Source organism: Brevundimonas sp. EAKA, from assembly GCF_000698025.1.
GTDB lineage: Bacteria > Pseudomonadota > Alphaproteobacteria > Caulobacterales > Caulobacteraceae > Brevundimonas > Brevundimonas mediterranea_A.
Window position 1 is genome coordinate 1 of sequence record NZ_JMQR01000004.1, and the last position, 16,730, is coordinate 16,730.

The 16,730-nt window shown below is 66.8% G+C and carries 14 protein-coding genes; 11 read left to right on the forward strand and 3 right to left on the reverse strand.

Annotated features, from left to right (window positions below; translation table 11 throughout):
• Positions 1-665: 665 nt before the first annotated feature.
• From ER13_RS01215 to ER13_RS01230, 4 genes are all read left to right on the forward strand, one after another.
• Positions 666-1,934: a cation:proton antiporter gene (locus tag ER13_RS01215; protein WP_052004674.1), complete on the forward strand. Its 1,269-nt coding sequence runs from the start codon at positions 666-668 to the stop codon at positions 1,932-1,934.
• Between the two features lie 43 nt (positions 1,935-1,977).
• Complete coding sequence (locus ER13_RS01220; protein WP_008261088.1) at positions 1,978-2,175, forward strand: DUF2093 domain-containing protein; 198 nt, start codon at positions 1,978-1,980, stop codon at positions 2,173-2,175.
• On the forward strand, positions 2,172-3,035 hold the full coding sequence (locus ER13_RS01225; protein ID WP_035305568.1) for a M23 family metallopeptidase: 864 nt from the start codon (positions 2,172-2,174) through the stop codon (positions 3,033-3,035). Before ER13_RS01220 ends, ER13_RS01225 begins: the two co-directional genes overlap by 4 nt.
• 67 nt (positions 3,036-3,102) lie before the next feature.
• Positions 3,103-3,612 (forward strand): response regulator, encoded by a 510-nt coding sequence (locus ER13_RS01230; protein ID WP_035305571.1) that lies wholly within the window; start codon positions 3,103-3,105, stop codon positions 3,610-3,612.
• On the opposite strand, the gene ER13_RS01235 is transcribed toward ER13_RS01230, so the two are convergent.
• Both ER13_RS01235 and ER13_RS01240 read right to left on the reverse strand, forming a co-directional pair.
• Positions 3,555-4,484 carry a lysophospholipid acyltransferase family protein gene (locus tag ER13_RS01235; protein WP_035305573.1) on the reverse strand — a complete coding sequence of 310 codons (930 nt, stop codon included), beginning with the start codon at positions 4,482-4,484 and terminating at the stop codon, positions 3,555-3,557. The genes ER13_RS01230 and ER13_RS01235 overlap by 58 nt on opposite strands.
• 79 nt (positions 4,485-4,563) lie before the next feature.
• Positions 4,564-5,334, reverse strand: coding sequence for an SDR family NAD(P)-dependent oxidoreductase (locus ER13_RS01240; RefSeq protein WP_008260395.1), 771 nt, complete (start codon positions 5,332-5,334; stop codon positions 4,564-4,566).
• A 108-nt stretch (positions 5,335-5,442) separates the two neighbouring features.
• On the opposite strand from ER13_RS01240, the gene ER13_RS01245 reads away from it, so the two are divergent.
• The 4 genes from ER13_RS01245 to ER13_RS01260 all read left to right on the forward strand — a co-directional run bounded on the left by ER13_RS01245 (position 5,443) and on the right by ER13_RS01260 (position 9,094).
• Entirely contained in the window at positions 5,443-6,717 is a 1,275-nt protein-coding gene (locus ER13_RS01245) for an EAL domain-containing protein (RefSeq protein ID WP_008258738.1), read from the forward strand.
• Between the two features lie 77 nt (positions 6,718-6,794).
• Entirely contained in the window at positions 6,795-7,664 is an 870-nt protein-coding gene (locus ER13_RS01250; RefSeq protein WP_035305577.1) for a TIGR01459 family HAD-type hydrolase, read from the forward strand.
• A 39-nt stretch (positions 7,665-7,703) separates the two neighbouring features.
• On the forward strand, positions 7,704-8,165 hold the full coding sequence (locus ER13_RS01255; protein WP_008263736.1) for a MaoC family dehydratase: 462 nt from the start codon (positions 7,704-7,706) through the stop codon (positions 8,163-8,165).
• Entirely contained in the window at positions 8,165-9,094 is a 930-nt protein-coding gene (locus tag ER13_RS01260; protein ID WP_035305580.1) for a bifunctional riboflavin kinase/FAD synthetase, read from the forward strand. Before ER13_RS01255 ends, ER13_RS01260 begins: the two co-directional genes overlap by 1 nt.
• 37 nt (positions 9,095-9,131) lie before the next feature.
• On the opposite strand, the gene ER13_RS01265 is transcribed toward ER13_RS01260, so the two are convergent.
• Complete coding sequence (locus ER13_RS01265) at positions 9,132-9,659, reverse strand: gamma carbonic anhydrase family protein (RefSeq protein ID WP_035305583.1); 528 nt, start codon at positions 9,657-9,659, stop codon at positions 9,132-9,134.
• A 311-nt stretch (positions 9,660-9,970) separates the two neighbouring features.
• Between ER13_RS01265 and ER13_RS01270 the strand changes: the two genes are divergently transcribed.
• From ER13_RS01270 to ER13_RS01280, 3 genes are all read left to right on the forward strand, one after another.
• Positions 9,971-10,762 carry a PhoH family protein gene (locus ER13_RS01270; RefSeq protein WP_154725752.1) on the forward strand — a complete coding sequence of 264 codons (792 nt, stop codon included), beginning with the start codon at positions 9,971-9,973 and terminating at the stop codon, positions 10,760-10,762.
• A gap of 448 nt (positions 10,763-11,210) precedes the next feature.
• Positions 11,211-13,499 carry a glycoside hydrolase family 3 protein gene (locus tag ER13_RS01275; RefSeq protein ID WP_052004676.1) on the forward strand — a complete coding sequence of 763 codons (2,289 nt, stop codon included), beginning with the start codon at positions 11,211-11,213 and terminating at the stop codon, positions 13,497-13,499.
• 49 nt (positions 13,500-13,548) lie between these two features.
• Positions 13,549-16,710 (forward strand): TonB-dependent receptor, encoded by a 3,162-nt coding sequence (locus ER13_RS01280; protein ID WP_230307583.1) that lies wholly within the window; start codon positions 13,549-13,551, stop codon positions 16,708-16,710.
• The last annotated feature ends 20 nt before the right edge of the window (positions 16,711-16,730 follow it).

Below are 16,730 nucleotides of genomic sequence, written 5' to 3' on the forward strand. Positions count from 1 at the left end.
CCACCTCCCCCAAGGGGGGAGGAATGCGATGACGGAGATCCTCTCCCCTTGGGGGAGGTGGCGCGGCGCAGAGCGCCGTGACGGAGGGGGCCCGAACGGGTCCAACTATCACAATGACGCTGGTCCTGCCGTAACGATTCCAGCGGCTTGTCAGATTCTCGTCCCGACTTCCCCGCCTGGGTTCGCCCACCCCCTATAATCACTCCCGGTCTCGTCGCTTGGAGGGCTCGCTTGGCCTGCGACCTTGCGGCGGCGGGAGCGGATGGAACGGGAGCGGGGGTGCAATCCCTCCGCGCCGACGGCGTCTCAAAACGCCGTCGGAGGGTCGAGGGGGATACTCGGCCGCACTCGGGACGGTTCTTCGCAGGGACCGCCGACCCGTCGCAGGCTTATGGGGTTAGGCGATAAGACCGCCACCGCTCGGCGCCCCGAGCTTGCAGACCAACCAACCGCGCGGGGCGTCAAACCTTCGTCGAAACGGTATTTCTAGATCAAACTCCGGGCGAAGGCCCGGCGCCCCGCCCAGCCCTCCGAACTTCGCAGCGAAAGCGCGAAGACGACGCCAATTCAACCCGACGCGACACTGCGTCATCTTGTCAGACGGGGCAAAGCGCCCCACCTGAACCTATCCAAAAATCACCCCTTCGCCCGCGACAGGAGCCTTGATGCCGCATGCCGACAGCCTGATTCTCACCCTGGTCGGAGGATTCGTCCTCGCCTTCGTGTTCGGCATGTTGGCCAATCGGCTGAAGCTGTCGCCCCTGGTCGGCTATCTGGTCGCGGGCGTCGCCGTCGGCCCCTATACGGGCGGTTTCGTCGCCGACACCGAACTGGCGCCGCAACTGGCCGAGATCGGCGTCATCCTGCTGATGTTCGGGGTCGGGCTGCACTTCTCGCCCCGGGATCTGATGCAGGTGCGCAAGGTCGCCGTGCCCGGCGCCCTGGTCCAGATCGCCGTCGCCACCGTCCTGGGCTGGGCCCTGGGCCGGGTGGTGCTGGGCCTGGGGGATGTCGAGGCCCTGCTGATGGGCTTCGCCCTGTCGGTCGCCTCCACCGTGGTCCTGCTGCGCGCCCTGGAAGAGCGCAAACAGGTCAAGGGCGAGGTCGGCCGTATCGCCGTGGGCTGGCTGATCGTGGAGGACATGGTCATCGTCATCGCCCTGGTCATGCTGCCCATGATCATCGTCCCCGCCGGAACCCAGACCGATCTCGCCGCCCTGGGCATGGGCATCGGCTGGACCCTGCTGAAGGTCGGCCTGTTCGTCGCCGGCATGCTGGTCGTCGGCGGCAAGCTGATCCCCTGGCTGCTGGTCCGCATCGCCCACACCCGCTCGCGCGAGCTCTTCACCCTGGGCGTCCTGGCCATCGCCCTGGGCATCGCCTGGCTGGCCTATTATCTGTTCCATTCGTTCGCGCTCGGCGCCTTCCTGGCCGGCCTGGTGATGAACGCCTCGCCGCTGGGCCACAACGCCGCCGAACGGTCCCTGCCCCTGCGCGACGCCTTCGCCGTGCTGTTCTTCGTCTCGGTCGGCATGTTGTTCGACCCCATGATCCTGGTGCGCCAGCCCTGGGCCGTTCTGGGCGTCCTCGGCATCGTCATCATCGGCAAGTCGCTGGCCGCCCTGGCCATCGCCCGCGTCTTCAGGCTGGACCGGTCCACCGGCCTGACCGTCGCCGCCTCCCTGGCCCAGATCGGCGAGTTCTCCTTCATCCTGGCCGCCCTGGGCGTCAGCCTGGGGGCCATGAGCCGCGAGACCCACGACCTGATCCTGGCCGCCGCCCTGCTGTCGATCTCGCTGAACCCCTTCGTCTTCCTGTTCACCGACCGGATGGGCGGCCGGCCCCGCCCGCCGGTCTCGGGCTCGCCCGAGGCCAAACAGGCCGCCATCGATCACAAGGCCGAAATGGCCGGCCCCAACCCGGCGACGGCGTGAAACTGTCCTTGGCCTCGAACCCCGATCATCGTTAACTGACCCCATGGACGCGACGAACACGACACAGGCCGCCCTCCACTATGGCGACGGCGAATTCGCGGTGTTGAAACCGGGACGGTTCGTGCGCTGCGCCGTCACGGAAAAGCCTATCCCGCTGGAGGTGCTGCGCTACTGGAGCCCGACCCGGCAGGAGGCCTATTTCGGCCCGGCCGAGTTCATCGCCCGGATGACCGCCCCTTGATCGGCCGCCGCCCGCTGCTGCTCGGCTTCGGCGCGGCCCTGGCGACCCCGCGGATGCTGGGCGCCTCGGCCCCGGCTCAGGGCGCGGTCGATCTGGTCCTGAACGGCGCCTGGCGTCAGGGCGGCTACGCCCTGGGCCGCACCGAGCCGCGCGCCCTGATCCTCGTGGACGGCGAGGCCCTGTCCACCGCCTCGACCGACGGCCTCTTCATCGTCGGCTTCGACCGCGACGCCCCCGCCCTGGCCGAGATCGAGGTCCGATCCGGCGCCCGATCCACCCGCCGCGTCCTGGACGTCGCGCCCTACGCCTTCCCCTCGACCCGCGTGGACGGCCTGCCGCCCGCCACGGTCGAACCCAGCGATCCGGCGCTTCTGGACCGCATCCGCCAGGAGGTCGCCCTCAAGACCGAGGCCTTCGCCAGCCGGGCCGACGCCGACGACTTCCGCGACGGCTTCATCTGGCCGCTCGAGACCTACCGCATCTCCAGCGAATGGGGCGCCCAGCGTATCCTGAACGGCACGCCCGCGCGGCCCCATTACGGCGTCGATCTGGCCGCCCCGGCCGGGACCGTGATCCGCGCCCCGGCCGACGGCCGCATCGTCTTCACCCGCCCGGACATGCATTTCGAGGGCGGTCTGACCCTGATCGACCACGGCCAGGGCCTGATCAGCGCCTATCTGCACCAGTCGCAACTGGACGTGACCCCGAACCAGCCCGTCCGGCGCGGCGATCCCCTGGGCCGCGTCGGCATGACGGGCCGCGCCACCGGCCCCCATCTGTGCTGGCGCCTGAAATGGCGCGACCGCAATCTGGACCCGTCCCTGCTGGTCGGCGCCCGCGCGCCCCGGCGTCTGGCCTGATTTTATGGCTCAGCTTGCGAGAGTAAGGATAAACACGTAGTTTCCCCGCCTCGCTTCGGGGGCTCCGATGTCATCGCTTCAATCGCTGGCCGTTCTGCTAGTGGACGACAATCAGCATATGCGCGCCATCACCTCGGCCGTGCTGAATTCCGCCGGCATCCACAAGGTTCACGAAGCGCCCGACGGCGCCGTGGCCCTGGACATTCTCAGCCACCAGCCCGTCGATCTGGCCATCGTTGATTACAACATGTTCCCGCTGGACGGCGTCGAGTTCACGCGGCTGGTCCGCACCGGCCCGGACAGCGCCAACATCTACCTGCCCATCATCATGATGAGCGGCCATGCCGAAAAGAGCCGCATCTATGCGGCCCGCGACGCCGGCGTCACCGAATTCCTGGTCAAGCCGATCACCGCCAAGGCCATCCTCGACCGGATAAACGCGGTCATCCTCAAGCCCCGCGCCTTCATCAAGACGAGCGCCTACTGCGGTCCCTGCCGCCGACGTCGCGACGTCGAGGCCTATGCCGGGCCGTTCCGCCGCGCGGCCGATTCCAGGCGATCGCCCAGGGCCGCATAGACCCTGTCCGGCCAGCGCCGGTGAACCCAGAACCAGTCCTCCGGAACCTCGCGAACCCGATCCTCGACAAAGCGGTTCACCGCCTGGACGCCCGCCAGCACGTCAGCCGCCTTGTCCGCGGTCTCGGGGATCATGATCGGCTCATGCGCCGTCACCCGGAACCGCACGCCGGGCAGACGCACCACCGACAGGGGCTGGATCACCGCCCCGAACTTCAGCGCCAGCCGCGCCGCCCCCGCCGAGGCGTTGACCGGCTGACCAAAGAACTCGACCTCCGGCCCCTGATTGTATTTCTGATCGACCAGAAGCGCGATGGAATCGCCCCGCTTCATCCCCGCCATCAGCTCGCGCGTCCCGTCGCCCTTGGGCGCGAACAGGCGAATGCCGTAGCGCTCGCGGCTCTGGCGGATCAGGGCGTCCACATAGGGATTGTTCGCCGCCCGATAGGTCACCTGGCACGGCAGGCCCGAGGCCATGATCACCGCCGCCATGACTTCGAAATTCGCCAGATGGCCCGAGATCAGCACAGCCGCCTTGCCGCTGTCACGCAGGGCGTGCAGCCGCTCCATCCCGACCACCTCGACCCGCCCGCCCTCGGGCGTCAGCTGATCCATGACCGCCAGTTCGGCGAAGGTCCGACCCGTCCGGTCCCACTGTTCCAGCGCCAGGGCCTCGCGCTGGGCGTCCGTCATGTCGGGGAAGGCGATCCGCAGATTGCGCATCACCGTCTTCTGGGTGCCCGTCTTCGGTCCCAGCGTCCGCAACAGCCAGCCGCCCAGGCCCGAGGCGCGCTCGACCCCGAGCAGGCGCAGGAACGAAAACAGCGCCTGGAAGGCGACGGCCTGCAGGCGCCAGATCAGGTCCTGCCGCACGCTTGTGGCGCTGCCGCCCCTCGGGCTGTTTGAGCGCGCCTCTGAGGCGCGCTCAAACTTCGGCTCTTCTCGCGTGTTTTCACCAGGCAATCGTCAATCCACCGTCCACCACAAGGGTCTGCCCCGTCACATAGGCCGAGGCGGGGCTGCACAGATAGACCGCCGTGCCGGCGATTTCATCCGGCTGGCCGATCCTTTTCAGCGGCGCGGGCTCCGTCACCGTCTTCAGCAGCTCCGGATTCTCCCACAGATATTTGGCGAAATCGGTCTGGACCAGGCCCGGGGCGATACAGTTGACCCGCACGTTCGACGGGCCCCACTCCACCGCCAGGTTCCGCACCAGCTGCATGTCGGCCGCCTTGGAGATATTGTAGGCGCCGATCAGGGCGTTGCCGCGCAGGCCGCCGATGGACGAGATCACCAGGATCGCCCCGTCCTTGCGCTCCACCATCTGCGGCGCGACCATCTGGATCAGCCAATGGTTCGAGATGACGTTATTCTGCAGGATCTTCTCGAACTGATCGTCGGCGATCCCGCCCATCGGCCCGGCGTAGGGATTGGTCGCGGCGTTGCAGACCAGGATGTCGATCTGACCGAAGGCGGCGTTCGTCTCGTCCACCAGCCGCTGCAGATCCTCCTTGGAGGCGATATTGGCGGGAACCGCGATGGCGCGCCCCTCGCCGTACTTGCCGTTGATCTCGGCGGCGACCTCGTCGCACGGCCCGGCCTTGCGCGAGGAGATGACCACCTTGGCCCCGTGTTCGGCCAGCCGCTCGGCGATCGCCTTGCCTATGCCCCGCGACGAGCCGGTGATGATGGCGACCTTGCCGGTGAGATCGAACAGTTCCATTGGGTTTCCCTTGAGTTCCGCCGGGTTATTTGCGCCCCGGCTCTAGCCGAACGACATTGATAGCCTGATACTCAGGCGATTCCATCCGGGAGTGGCCACCGCCAGCCGATGCGTAACCTGACCACGGGCTTTCTGTACTTCGCCTATCTGTTCCTCGGCATGACCGTGGGGGCGTTCCTGTGGCGTGCGGGCCTGGGCGCCGGCGCGGGCGTGGCGGGCGCGCTCGGGGCGCTGGGTCTGCTGGGCGCCTTCCACGGCATCGTCACGGGCGTCGCCGCCCGTCGCGCCCTGAAGAAGGAGATCGACCAGGTCCGCGAGGCCCACCGCCTGCTGGCCGATGCGATGGAGTCGACCCAGGGCGCCCTGACCGAACTGGCCCACGCCATCGAGAGCGGCGCCCTGTCAGACACAGACGCCCTGACCGGCGAAGTGCGAATGCTGGAGACCCTGGTCCAGCAGATGAGCGAGAGCATCGACCACCGGCTGTCGGCCGCCCCCAGCATCGGGGTCGAGACCTTCGAAGGCCGGCGCCAGGCCCAGTCGAACGTCCTGCTGCGCACCATCCACGAGGCGCTCAGCGAGGGTCGGGTGGACCTCTATCTTCAGCCCGTCGTATCCCTGCCCCAGCGCCGCACGATCTTTTACGAGAGCTTCACCCGCCTGCGCGACGCGACCGACCGGGTCATGATGCCGGCCGAATATCTGTCGCTGGCCGAAGGCGAGGGCCTGGTGCCCGCCATCGACAATCTGCTGCTGTTCCGCTGCGCCCAGATCGTGCGCCGGCTGGCGCGCCAGGACCGCAAGGTCGGGGTCTTCTGCAACGTGGCCCTGACCTCGCTGGGCGACGAGACCTTCTTCCCGCGTTTCCTGGAGTTCCTCAGCGAGAACCGCGATCTGAACCAGGCCCTGATCTTCGAGCTGGGCCAGGCCAATTTCGACGCGCGCGGCGCCGTGGAGGCGCGCAACATGGCGCGGCTGGCCGACATGGGATTCCGCTTCTCGCTGGACAAGGTCCAGACGCTGGACCTCGACTTCGCCGACCTGCAGCGGGCGGACGTCAAGTTCATCAAGGTGTCGGCCGACCTGCTGATCGAACAGCTTCTGGATCTCGACGGCGGAGCGCCGCTGCGCTCCATGCCCGACATCCAGGCCGCCGACTTCGCCGCCCTGACCCGCCGCTACGGCGTCGAGGTCATCGCCGAAAAGGTCGAGAACGAGCGTCAGGTCGTCGACATCCTCGAGCTGGACGTCGCGATGGGCCAGGGCCACCTGTTCGGCGAACCCCGCGCCATCAAGGAACAGGTGCTGGCCGAGACCGACCCGCCCGCCGACTTCCTGCGCTCCACCCTGCGCAGCGCCGAACAAAGGCGTCGGTTCAGCTGAACCGGCCTGTCTGCCTCCTCCCCATTTGATGGGGAGGAGACTTTCGTCATGGCGTCCGAGCGGCTACTCAGACGCCCATGACCCTCCCCCACGCCCTGCCCCACCTCGGCGCCGTCGCCGGCGATTATGACATCCTGCTCTGCGACGTCTGGGGGGTGATCCACAACGGGCGCGAAAGCTGGGCGACCCCGTGCGAGGCTCTGATGCGGTTCAACCGCGAGGGCGGGCATGTGGTGCTGATCTCCAACTCGCCCCGACCGGCCTCGGACGTGATCGCCCAGTTGGACGGCCTGGGCGTGCCGCGCGAGGCCTGGAAGGCCTTCGTCACCTCCGGGGACGCCACGCGCGCCGAACTGGCCAAGCGGGCGCCCGGCCCGGCCTGGATCGTCGGGCCAGAGCGTGACGCCCCCCTCTACGCCGGACTGGGGCTGGACCGCGCCGCCGGCGCAGAGGACGCCGCCTTCATCTCCGTCACCGGCCCCGTGGACGACACGACCGAGACGCCTGAGGACTATCGCGAGCGGTTCGCGGTCGGCGCGGCGCGCGATCTGGAGCTGATCTGCGCCAACCCCGATCGGGTGGTTCAGCGCGGCGACAAGCTGATCTATTGCGGCGGGGCGCTGGCCGACCTGTACGAGTCGCTGGGCGGTCGGGTCGTCATGGCCGGCAAGCCCTATGCCCCGATCTATGATCTGGCGATCAAGGAGGCGCAGACGCTGCTGGGCCGGCCGGTCGATCGGTCGCGCGTCCTGTGCATCGGCGACGGCGTCGTCACCGACATCATGGGGGCCAACGCCCAGGCCCTGGACTGCCTGTTCATCGCCCAGGGCATCCACGGCGACCAGGCCCGAGGCGAGGATGGGACGCTGGATCCCGCCCGCGCCAGCGATCTGCTGAAGGCTGAAACAACATATGCGCGATACGCCGCGCTCGAACTCGCCTGGTAAGGCTCGCCATTTTGTCGCACCGCAGCTAAAGCCTGCAGCATGGTCGAATTGGTTCAGCAGCATCCGTCCGGTGGTTACATCCTGGACGAACTTCACGTCGGCATGGCCGCCGAGAAAATCGTGGTCGCCACGGAGGACCGGATTCGGCTGTTCGCCGAGGCGTCCGACGACTTCAACCCTGTCCACCTGGACGAGGCCTTTGCGTCCAAGACCGCCTATCGCGGCCGGATCGCGCATGGCCTGCTGAGCGCCTCGTTCGGATCGGCCGTGGTCGGCACCATCCTGCCGGGCGCCGGGTCGATCTACATCTCCCAGACCCTGGCCTTTCATCAGCCGGTGCGGATCGACGACGTCGTCCGCATCCTGATTACGGTGATCGAGGTCGAGGCCGAGAGCGCACGGGTCAAGCTGAGCTGCGAAGGCTTTGTCGGCGAGACCATGATCATGGACGGCGTCGCCGTCGTCCGCGTTCCGCGCCGGCGCAAGCCCTCCCAGCGCTGATGCAGATCGTCCGCGACTGGCGCGACCTGCCGAACGCCCTGAGGGGCGCAGCGGTCGCGGTCGGCGCCTTCGACGGCGTCCACCGGGGGCATCAGGCGGTCATTGCGGGCGCAAAGGCCGCCGCCGAACGGCTGGGCGCGCCGCTCGGCGTGGTCAGTTTCGATCCCCATCCGCGCCGTTGGTTCCAACCCGAGGCGGCGCCCTTTCGCCTGATGACGGCGGACCAGATGGCCCAGGCCCTGGCGCCCCTGGGGGTCGACATCCTGTATCTGCTGCCGTTCGACGGCGAGATGGCGGGCATGAGCGATGCGGACTTCGCCGAAAAGGTGCTGGCGCGGGGGCTTGGCGTGCGCCATGCCGCCGTCGGCTTCGACTTCACCTTCGGCAAGGGGCGGTCCGGCTCGCCCGAAGCCTTGAAGACCTATGGCGAGCGGCTGGGCTTCACGGTTTCGGTGGCCGAGCGGCTGGATGACGCCGACGGGCTGAAACTGTCATCCAGCGCCGTGCGGGAAGCCCTGAAGGCCGGGGACATGGACCGGGCCGCCGCCATCCTGGGCCGCCCCTTCGCTCTTCAGGGCGAGGTGATCCACGGCGACAAGCGCGGCCGCACCATCGGCGTGCCGACCGCCAACATCGCGCTGGGCGATTACATGCGCCCCGCCTACGGCGTCTATGCGACCCGCAGCCGTCTGGCGGACGGGCGGGTCGTCAACGGCGTCGCCAGCCTGGGCGTGCGGCCCATGTATGCGCTGGAGACCCCGCTGCTCGAGGTCTGGCTGTTCGATTTCGACGGCGACCTGTACGGGCAGGTCATCGAGACGGAACTGGTCGCTTGGCTGCGCGGCGAGGAAAGCTTCGACGGGCTGGGCGCCCTGAAGGCCCAGATCGACAAGGACGCCGATGCGGCGCGAAGGATTCTAGCCTCCTGATCCCGCGCATCCCGGCGCAAGCCGGGTTGAGCGGAGACTAGAGGGCGCGCAGATCCGCCGCGAACCGTTTCCAGTTCTGCACGTAATGTTCGGCCGACATCTGCAGGACGGCGATCTGGTCGGGATCGCGCTCTCGCACCACCTTGCCCGGCTGGCCCACGACCAGACTGTTGTCGGGAATGATCTTGCCCTCGGTCAGCAGGGCGTTCGCGCCGATGATGCAGTTGCGGCCGATCTTCACACCGTTCAGCACCACCGCCCCGATGCCGATCAGGCTGTAGTCGCCGACCTCGCAGCCGTGCAGCATGGCCTGGTGGCCGACGGTGACGCCCCGGCCCAGGGTCAGGGGCGAGCCCATGTCGGTGTGCAGGACGCTGCCGTCCTGGATGTTGCTGTCGGGCCCCACAGTGATCGGCTCGTTGTCGCCACGCAGCACCGCGCCGAACCAGACGCTGGCGTTGGGGTGCAGAATCACGTTCCCAATCACCGATGCGCTCGGCGCGACCCAGTATTCGCCGGGCGCGGGAAACTGCGGTTTGCTGTCGCCCAATGTGTAAATGGTCATCAGAACGCCGCCTAATCTTCTAAAAACGAGGGCTTTAACAGATTTCTAACCACGTTAGCATCAGAGTGTTGATGCGATTCGTGGGTCGCCATTTCGGCCCCGGATCCGAAGCCGGATCAAGCCCGATCCGGTCATTAGTCGGGGCTTCGCATGGCGCGTTGGGATCCGGGTTCGGTTGTTGGGCGGCGGGTCAGTCCCGTTTCTGACGGCCAAGCTGTCGATCCGGGCGGCCGTCACGACACGGGCCACGGCCTTTTCCTCCCCAAGACCAGCCAAGGCGGAACCCGTATGGGTCCGCCTTTTTTCATGCCCTGGAGACGTCCATGACAAAGCGTGCGGCAATGAAGCGTCAGTCCCGTGAAAACGGAATCCTGGATTCGCGGGAGTTCATGGAGGAGTCGAAGGTGCGTCGGCTCCACGCCCCCCATAACGAACGGTCGGGATGGTCGCCCCATTCCTCGAACGACGACCGCGAGCAGGGCTATCTGAAGACGCTGAAGCCGAAGTCGGAGGGCCAGACGGAAATGATGGCGGCCATCGACGCGCATAATCTGGTCATGGCGCTGGGCCCGGCAGGCACGGGCAAGACCTATCTGGCCGTGGCCAAGGCGGTCGAGGCGCTGGAGGCCGGCAAGGTCGGCCGCATCGTGCTGAGCCGCCCCGCCGTCGAGGCCGGGGAGTCGATCGGCTTCCTGCCCGGCGACATGGAGGACAAGCTGGCCCCCTATCTGCGCCCGCTTTACGACGCCCTTTCGGACCGGCTGAGCATGAAGCGGGTCAAGGCCTTGATGGCGGAGGGCCTGATCGAGATCGCGCCCATCGGCTATATGCGCGGCCGCACCCTGAACAACGCCTTCATCGTCGTCGACGAGGCCCAGAACTGCACCTATGTGCAGCTGAAGATGCTGCTGACGCGGCTGGGCTGGCATTCGACCATGGTGGTCACGGGCGACCCGCAGCAGTCCGACCTGCTGCCGGGCATTTCCGGCCTGGCCGATATTTCGGCCCGTCTGGAGGCCATCGACGAGATCGCCGTGGTGCGCCTCGCCGAACGCGACATCGTGCGCCACCCGCTGGTGGCCTCGATGATCGGGGTGATCTGAGCCCGAACCGCCCTGCATCCAAGCTTCTCTGTGTGGTCAGACGGACCGGCAAACCCAGGCGCAGTGCGCGCCTGGGTTTTACGCTTAGGTGCGCCCGGGCGGACTTGCGCTGCGGCGTTTGACTGGACCTCTGACTGAAACGACTTGTGATCCAGCCACCAGGCATAACGCCGTTCCATTACATCCATTTCGTATTGTGAACGCTCTCAATCCGTGCTTTCCTTTGCCTGCGAGAGGACGAAGATCCTCCGTGCAGGGAGCGGAACGATCATCGGCCATTCGGGCCGGCGAACCACGGCGCGACAAACGCCATCCGCAAACATGATCGAAAAGCTCGCCTCGGCGAGCAACGATGTCGGCTGTCCGCCGTCATCCCCGATGGTGTGCGCCGCGTCCCAACTTCTGTTCTGACGGCCGTCGCCGTCCCTGGATGAGTTTGGGAGCCGGCATGAATTTCCTCTCGTTGTCGCTGATCAGTCGTCTCGCCCTGGCGACGGCCATCGGCATGACGCCTGTCGCGGTCTTCGCCCAGACGGACGGCCGGGCAGTCTCGAGCGAACCCGCCTCGGCCACCCCAGTCCCAACCGAAGCCGCCGCCCGGGCCGACGCCTTGCTGGCCCGGATGACGCGTGACGAGAAGTTGCAACTGATCCACGGCTACTTCCCGCCGATGGCCGCGCAGACGCCCGGCGCCCCCGTCGCCGACATGATTCCTTCGGCCGGCCATATCCCCGGCATACCCCGCCTGGGCATACCGACCCTGCGCGAAAGCGACGCCAGCCTGGGCGTCGCCAACCAGGTCGAACAGCGCAAGGGCGACGTCGCCACCGCCCTGCCCTCCAGCCTGGCGACGGCCGCCACCTTCGATCCCGAGATCGCCTATGCCGGCGGGGCCATGATCGGGTCCGAGGCGCGGGCCAAGACCTTCAACATCCTGCTGGCCGGCGGGGTGAACCTCACCCGCGATCCGTGGAACGGACGGAATTTCGAATATCTGGGCGAGGATCCGCTGCTGGCCGGGGTCATGGCCGGGGACCATATCCGCGGCGTCCAGTCGAATAAGATCGTCTCGACCATCAAGCATTTCGCCTTCAACTCGCAAGAGACCGGGCGGATGATCATGGACGCGCGCCTGGACGAGGCGTCCCTGCGCGAAAGCGACCTGCTGGCCTTCCAGATCGCCATCGAGCGGGGAAATCCCGGCTCGGTCATGTGCGCCTACAACAAGGTCAACGGCGACTGGGCCTGCGAGAACGACTTCCTGCTGAACCAGGTGCTGAAGCGCGACTGGAAGTACGACGGCTGGGTCATGTCCGACTGGGGCGCGGTCCATTCGACCGAGAAGGCGGCCCTGGCGGGACTGGACCAGGCCTCGGGCCAGGAGCTGGACCGGGCCCTGTATTTCGACGCCCCCTTCCGTGAAGCCCTGGACGCCGGGCGGATCCCCGAGGCGCGGCTGGACGACATGGTGCGTCGCCTGCTGGTCGGCCTGATCGAGACCGGGGTGCTGGACGCGCCGGTGGTCACGACCCCGCAGCCCATCGACTACGCCCGGAACGCCGAGATCGCCCAGCGCGCGGCCGAGGCGGGGATCGTGCTGCTGAAGAACGAGGGCGGGGTCCTGCCCCTGGCCAGGACGGCGAAGCGGATCGTGCTCATCGGCGGCCATGCCGATGTCGGCGTGCTGTCGGGCGGAGGATCGTCCCAGGTGCGGTCGGTCGGCGGCGCGCCGGTCGAGATTCCGCTGACCTCAGGCGCTGCGGCGTCTTTCGCGCGGATGACCTGGCATGCGTCCTCGCCGCTGAACGCGATCCGCGCCGTCACGCCGGACGCGACCGTGACCTATGTCGATGGCAGGGATCCTGCGGCGGCGGCTGCGGCGGCGCGCGCGGCGGACATCGCCGTCGTCTTCGCCACCCAGTGGACCACAGAGGCCCAGGACGTCGAGAGCCTGTCGCTGCCGGACGACCAGGACGGGCTGATCGAGGCCGTGGCCGCCGCCAACGCCAGGACGGTGGTGGTGCTGGAGACCGGCGGGCCGGTGCTGATGCCTTGGCTGGAGAAGCCCCCGGCGGTGATCCAGGCCTGGTACCCCGGCCAGCGCGGCGGCGAAGCCATCGCCCGCATCCTGTTCGGCGAGGTCAATCCGTCCGGCCGCCTGCCGATCACCTTCCCCGCCTCGGCCGATCAGGCGCCGCGCCCGACCGTGCCAGGCCTGGCCGAGATGAAGGCCGTGGACGCCGCCTCCGCCTCCAACCCCGGGGCGCCGCAGGGGGCCGTGCTGCAGCCCTTCGCCGTCGATTATGTCGAGGGATCGGACGTCGGTTACCGCTGGTACGAACGCGAGGGACGCAAACCCCTGTTCCCGTTCGGTTACGGCCTCAGCTACACAAGCTTCGCCTATTCCAACCTGGCGGTCTCGAACACCCAGGGTCTGAGCGTCGCCGTCGATGTGACCAACAGCGGCGACCGGGCGGGAGCCGAGGTGGCCCAGCTGTATGTCGCCTCGGCCGACCAGCCCAGGCGTCTGGCCGCCTTTGCGCGGATGACGCTGTCGCCGGGCGAGACGCGTCGCATCGTGCTGAAGGCCGAGCCGCGCATCCTGGCCGAATATGACACCGCATTGCCCGGCTGGCGCATCGCGCCGGGCGATTACCGCATCACCGTCGCCCGCGACGCCGCCGAGGCGGGGTTGAGCGCGAACGTCACGCTTTCAGGGTCGATCATCAAGCCTTGAGCCAATGCCGCACAACAAAAACGCGGCGCCAATGAGGAGGGAAAACGAGATGAGAATCCACAAGAGGCCCATGCTGGCGGCCTTGATGGCGAGTTCGGCGCTTGTCGCGCCGGCCTATGCCCAGACCGCGGAACAGGCGCCGATCCCGGCGCCCCAAGACCCGACCGAGGTCGGCGAAATCGTCGTCACCGGCATCCGGGCGTCGCAGGCCCAGGCCATCAACATCAAGCGCAACGAATCCGCTCTGGTCGACGCCATCTCGGCGGAAGACATCGGCAAACTGCCCGACGTCACCGTCGCCGACGCCCTGCAGCGTATTCCGGGCATCCAGGTGCAGCGGTCCGCGGGCGAGGGTTCGACCGTCAACATCCGCGGCCTGCCTCAGGTGATCACCCTGCTGAACGGTGAACAATATCTGGCGCCCGGCAACCTGGGTACGGCCCAGCCGAACCTGAACGACGTGCCGTCGCAATTGATGAACTCGATCGTCGTGTTCAAGTCGCAGGACGTGTCGAACGCCCTTTCCGGCATCTCCGGCACCATCGACCTGCGGACGCGCCGCCCGATGGACTTCGACTACGGCCCGACCGTCTTCACCGCCGCCGAGTATCAGACCGGCGAACGCACGGCGGAAGACGACTATCTGGTCAACGGCCTGCTGAACTGGCGCGGCGACCGGCTGGGCGTGATGATCTCGGGGGTGATGAGCAAGTCGAACCTGGGCAATAACTATTCGGGCATCAGCCAGAGCGTTCTGGGCAACAACGACTGGAGCGGTCCTGATTCCACCGATCCCAACTGGATTTCGCCTCATGGTTACGACAGCTTCAGCCGGGCCGTTGAGCGCGAACGCTACAGCCTGAACGGCGCCTTCCAGTTCGACATCGAGGACGGCGTCCGCCTGACGGCCGAGGTCTTCTACACCCACCAGCAGGAATACAACCGCGCCGCCGGCCTGAACATCTCGAACCGCTGGAGCGGGCTGGGTTGGACGACGCCGACAGACTTCGTCGAGACCGGCGTGAACGGCGGCCCCAATGGTCTGCCCTGGTTGAATGTCAGCGAATACGACCTCGACGTCTGGTGGATGAACTCATTCACCGTGAACCGGGCGACCGAGAACGAGTCCAAGAACTTCAATCTGGAGCTGGATTACGACAAGGGCGGCCCGTTCACCTTCAGCGCAAGGGCCATCAAGGCCGAAGCCAACCTGGAGAGTATGAACGGTCAGGTCCAGGGCGATCTGTCCAACTGGGAATACGGTCCTGATCGTACCTTCACCCTGTTCCGCCAAGGCGCGGACCGGACGCGCGGCACCTTCTATCCCGCCTCGATCGCGGCGCTTTATCCCGCCTCGCGCTATTCCAACGGCGTCGTCGGCAGCCAGGGCGGACGTTACATTTCGCCCAACCCGTTCGGCTATGGCGCGGACCCGCAGTTGCACATCAGCCAGACGGGCTCCAGTCTGGCCTGGAGCGGTTTCGACACGCCGCTGCCGGGCGGTCTGGGGACCGTGCCGCTGACCGACTACATGTCCAATCTCGATTCCTACACGGTCGGCGCCTATTCGTCGGAAGGCAACCAGCGCAACAACTCCGACCTTACCGTGGTGCGCTTCGACGGCGGCTATGAGTTCCAGGACACGCCGCTGTTCGGCTTCGTCAACAAGATCGACGTCGGCGTCCGGCACAGCGGCCGAGAGGTCGAAATCCGCAACTTCCACCTGTTCTCCGACTTCTACGCCGGACAAGGCGCAGGGAACCAGGCGGGCTGCGCGGCCCAGTGGAAAGCCATCGACGTCGTGATGGACAACACGCAGTGCCAGTCGGGTGAGTTCGTCACCAACCCCGGCTTCAACGCGTCGCTTCCGGTCGATGCGACGCCAAACAGTTGCACCGCTGGGACCGTCGCGAACACCCCGACCTGCTTCCAAGGCTATACGGTCAACCGTCCGACCTTGCTGCGCGAGAACAACAACACCTATTTCATGTCCGACTACGGCTCGATCACCTCAGGCCTGCCGGGCGTGTGGGTGGCTGATCCGCGCGACTTCGACGACGTGCGCGCTTTCCAGGAGCGCGTGTTCGGCAACGCCTACGAGGTCATCATTCCGGGCAACACTTATGACGTCGATCTGTACGAGGACAGCGCCTACACCAACTTCGCCCTGGGCTTCGGCAATCTGACCGGAGACCTGGGCGTGCGGATGGTGCGCACGGAACTGCGGGCTCGCCAAAATCTGACGGGTGATACGCGTGCCTATGGCGACACCAACAACGACGTCGGCGACACCATCTCGAGCCGAAGCTATACGGACTGGCTGCCGACGGCGAACTTCCGGTACGATTTCACCGACAAGCTGAAACTTCGCGCGTCCTACGCCAAGACGATGATCCCTCTGGATCTCGGCAACTACGGCGGTGGCGTGACGATCTCGACGGTGGACTCCCTGGGTCCGACGCCAGACGATCCCAGCGCCCCGCCCCTCGGCATCCGACGCGTCACCGGCGCGACCATCGGCGGCACGGTCGAACTCGATCCCTGGCGCTCGACGAATTACGATCTGGCGCTGGAGTATTATTTCGGCCCGGCGACCATGTTCAATGCGGGCATTTTCCGCCTGAACATCGAGAGCTTCGTCAAGCGCGAAACCGTGCCCCTGAGCGGCTCCTATCCTGACGGCGACGGCATCATTCGCCGCATGGTCGACGTCAATCGCCCAGTCCAGGGCGAGGGTGGCGAACTGCAGGGCGTCGAACTGGGCGCCAAGATCGGCCTGTCGGACTTCATCGACACGCCGATCTGGAGCGATTTCGGCTTCGACGGCAGCTATACCTATTCGGACAGTTCACAGAACGCGCAGAACCTGTCGGGCGAGGACCTGCCCTTCCCCGACAACTCCGAGCATTCGATGAACGCCGCCGTCTGGTACCAGGGCGACCGTCTGCAGGTTCGTGTGGCGTGGAACTATCGCACGCCGCGACTGGCCAACACCTTTGGCGCAATCCCGATCTACCAGGATACGTCGCAGTACGTGGACGCCAACATCACCTATGACGTCAACGACATGGTGACCGTCTACGCCAACGGCTCGAACGTCTTCGGTGAAATCGAGGAATACTACTTCGAGTTCGAACCCGGCCAGAAGCAGTTCCACAGCCGCAATCAGTTCGAGCCCCGTTACATGCTCGGCGTGCGCGCTCGCTTCTGATCTCTTCCTGAGCAGACTGG

Excerpts from the sequence above, each read along its gene's own strand:
- ER13_RS01215 (WP_052004674.1), top strand. The coding sequence starts at position 666 with ATGCCGCATGCCGACAGCCTGATTCTCACCCTGGTCGGAGGATTCGTC.
- ER13_RS01220 (WP_008261088.1), top strand. The coding sequence starts at position 1,978 with ATGGACGCGACGAACACGACACAGGCCGCCCTCCACTATGGCGACGGC.
- ER13_RS01230 (WP_035305571.1), top strand. The coding sequence starts at position 3,103 with ATGTCATCGCTTCAATCGCTGGCCGTTCTGCTAGTGGACGACAATCAG.
- ER13_RS01240 (WP_008260395.1), bottom strand. The coding sequence starts at position 5,334 with ATGGAACTGTTCGATCTCACCGGCAAGGTCGCCATCATCACCGGCTCG.
- ER13_RS01245 (WP_008258738.1), top strand. The coding sequence starts at position 5,443 with ATGCGTAACCTGACCACGGGCTTTCTGTACTTCGCCTATCTGTTCCTC.
- ER13_RS01250 (WP_035305577.1), top strand. The coding sequence starts at position 6,795 with ATGACCCTCCCCCACGCCCTGCCCCACCTCGGCGCCGTCGCCGGCGAT.
- ER13_RS01255 (WP_008263736.1), top strand. The coding sequence starts at position 7,704 with ATGGTCGAATTGGTTCAGCAGCATCCGTCCGGTGGTTACATCCTGGAC.
- ER13_RS01260 (WP_035305580.1), top strand. The coding sequence starts at position 8,165 with ATGCAGATCGTCCGCGACTGGCGCGACCTGCCGAACGCCCTGAGGGGC.
- ER13_RS01265 (WP_035305583.1), bottom strand. The coding sequence starts at position 9,659 with ATGACCATTTACACATTGGGCGACAGCAAACCGCAGTTTCCCGCGCCC.
- ER13_RS01275 (WP_052004676.1), top strand. The coding sequence starts at position 11,211 with ATGAATTTCCTCTCGTTGTCGCTGATCAGTCGTCTCGCCCTGGCGACG.
- ER13_RS01280 (WP_230307583.1), top strand. The coding sequence starts at position 13,549 with ATGAGAATCCACAAGAGGCCCATGCTGGCGGCCTTGATGGCGAGTTCG.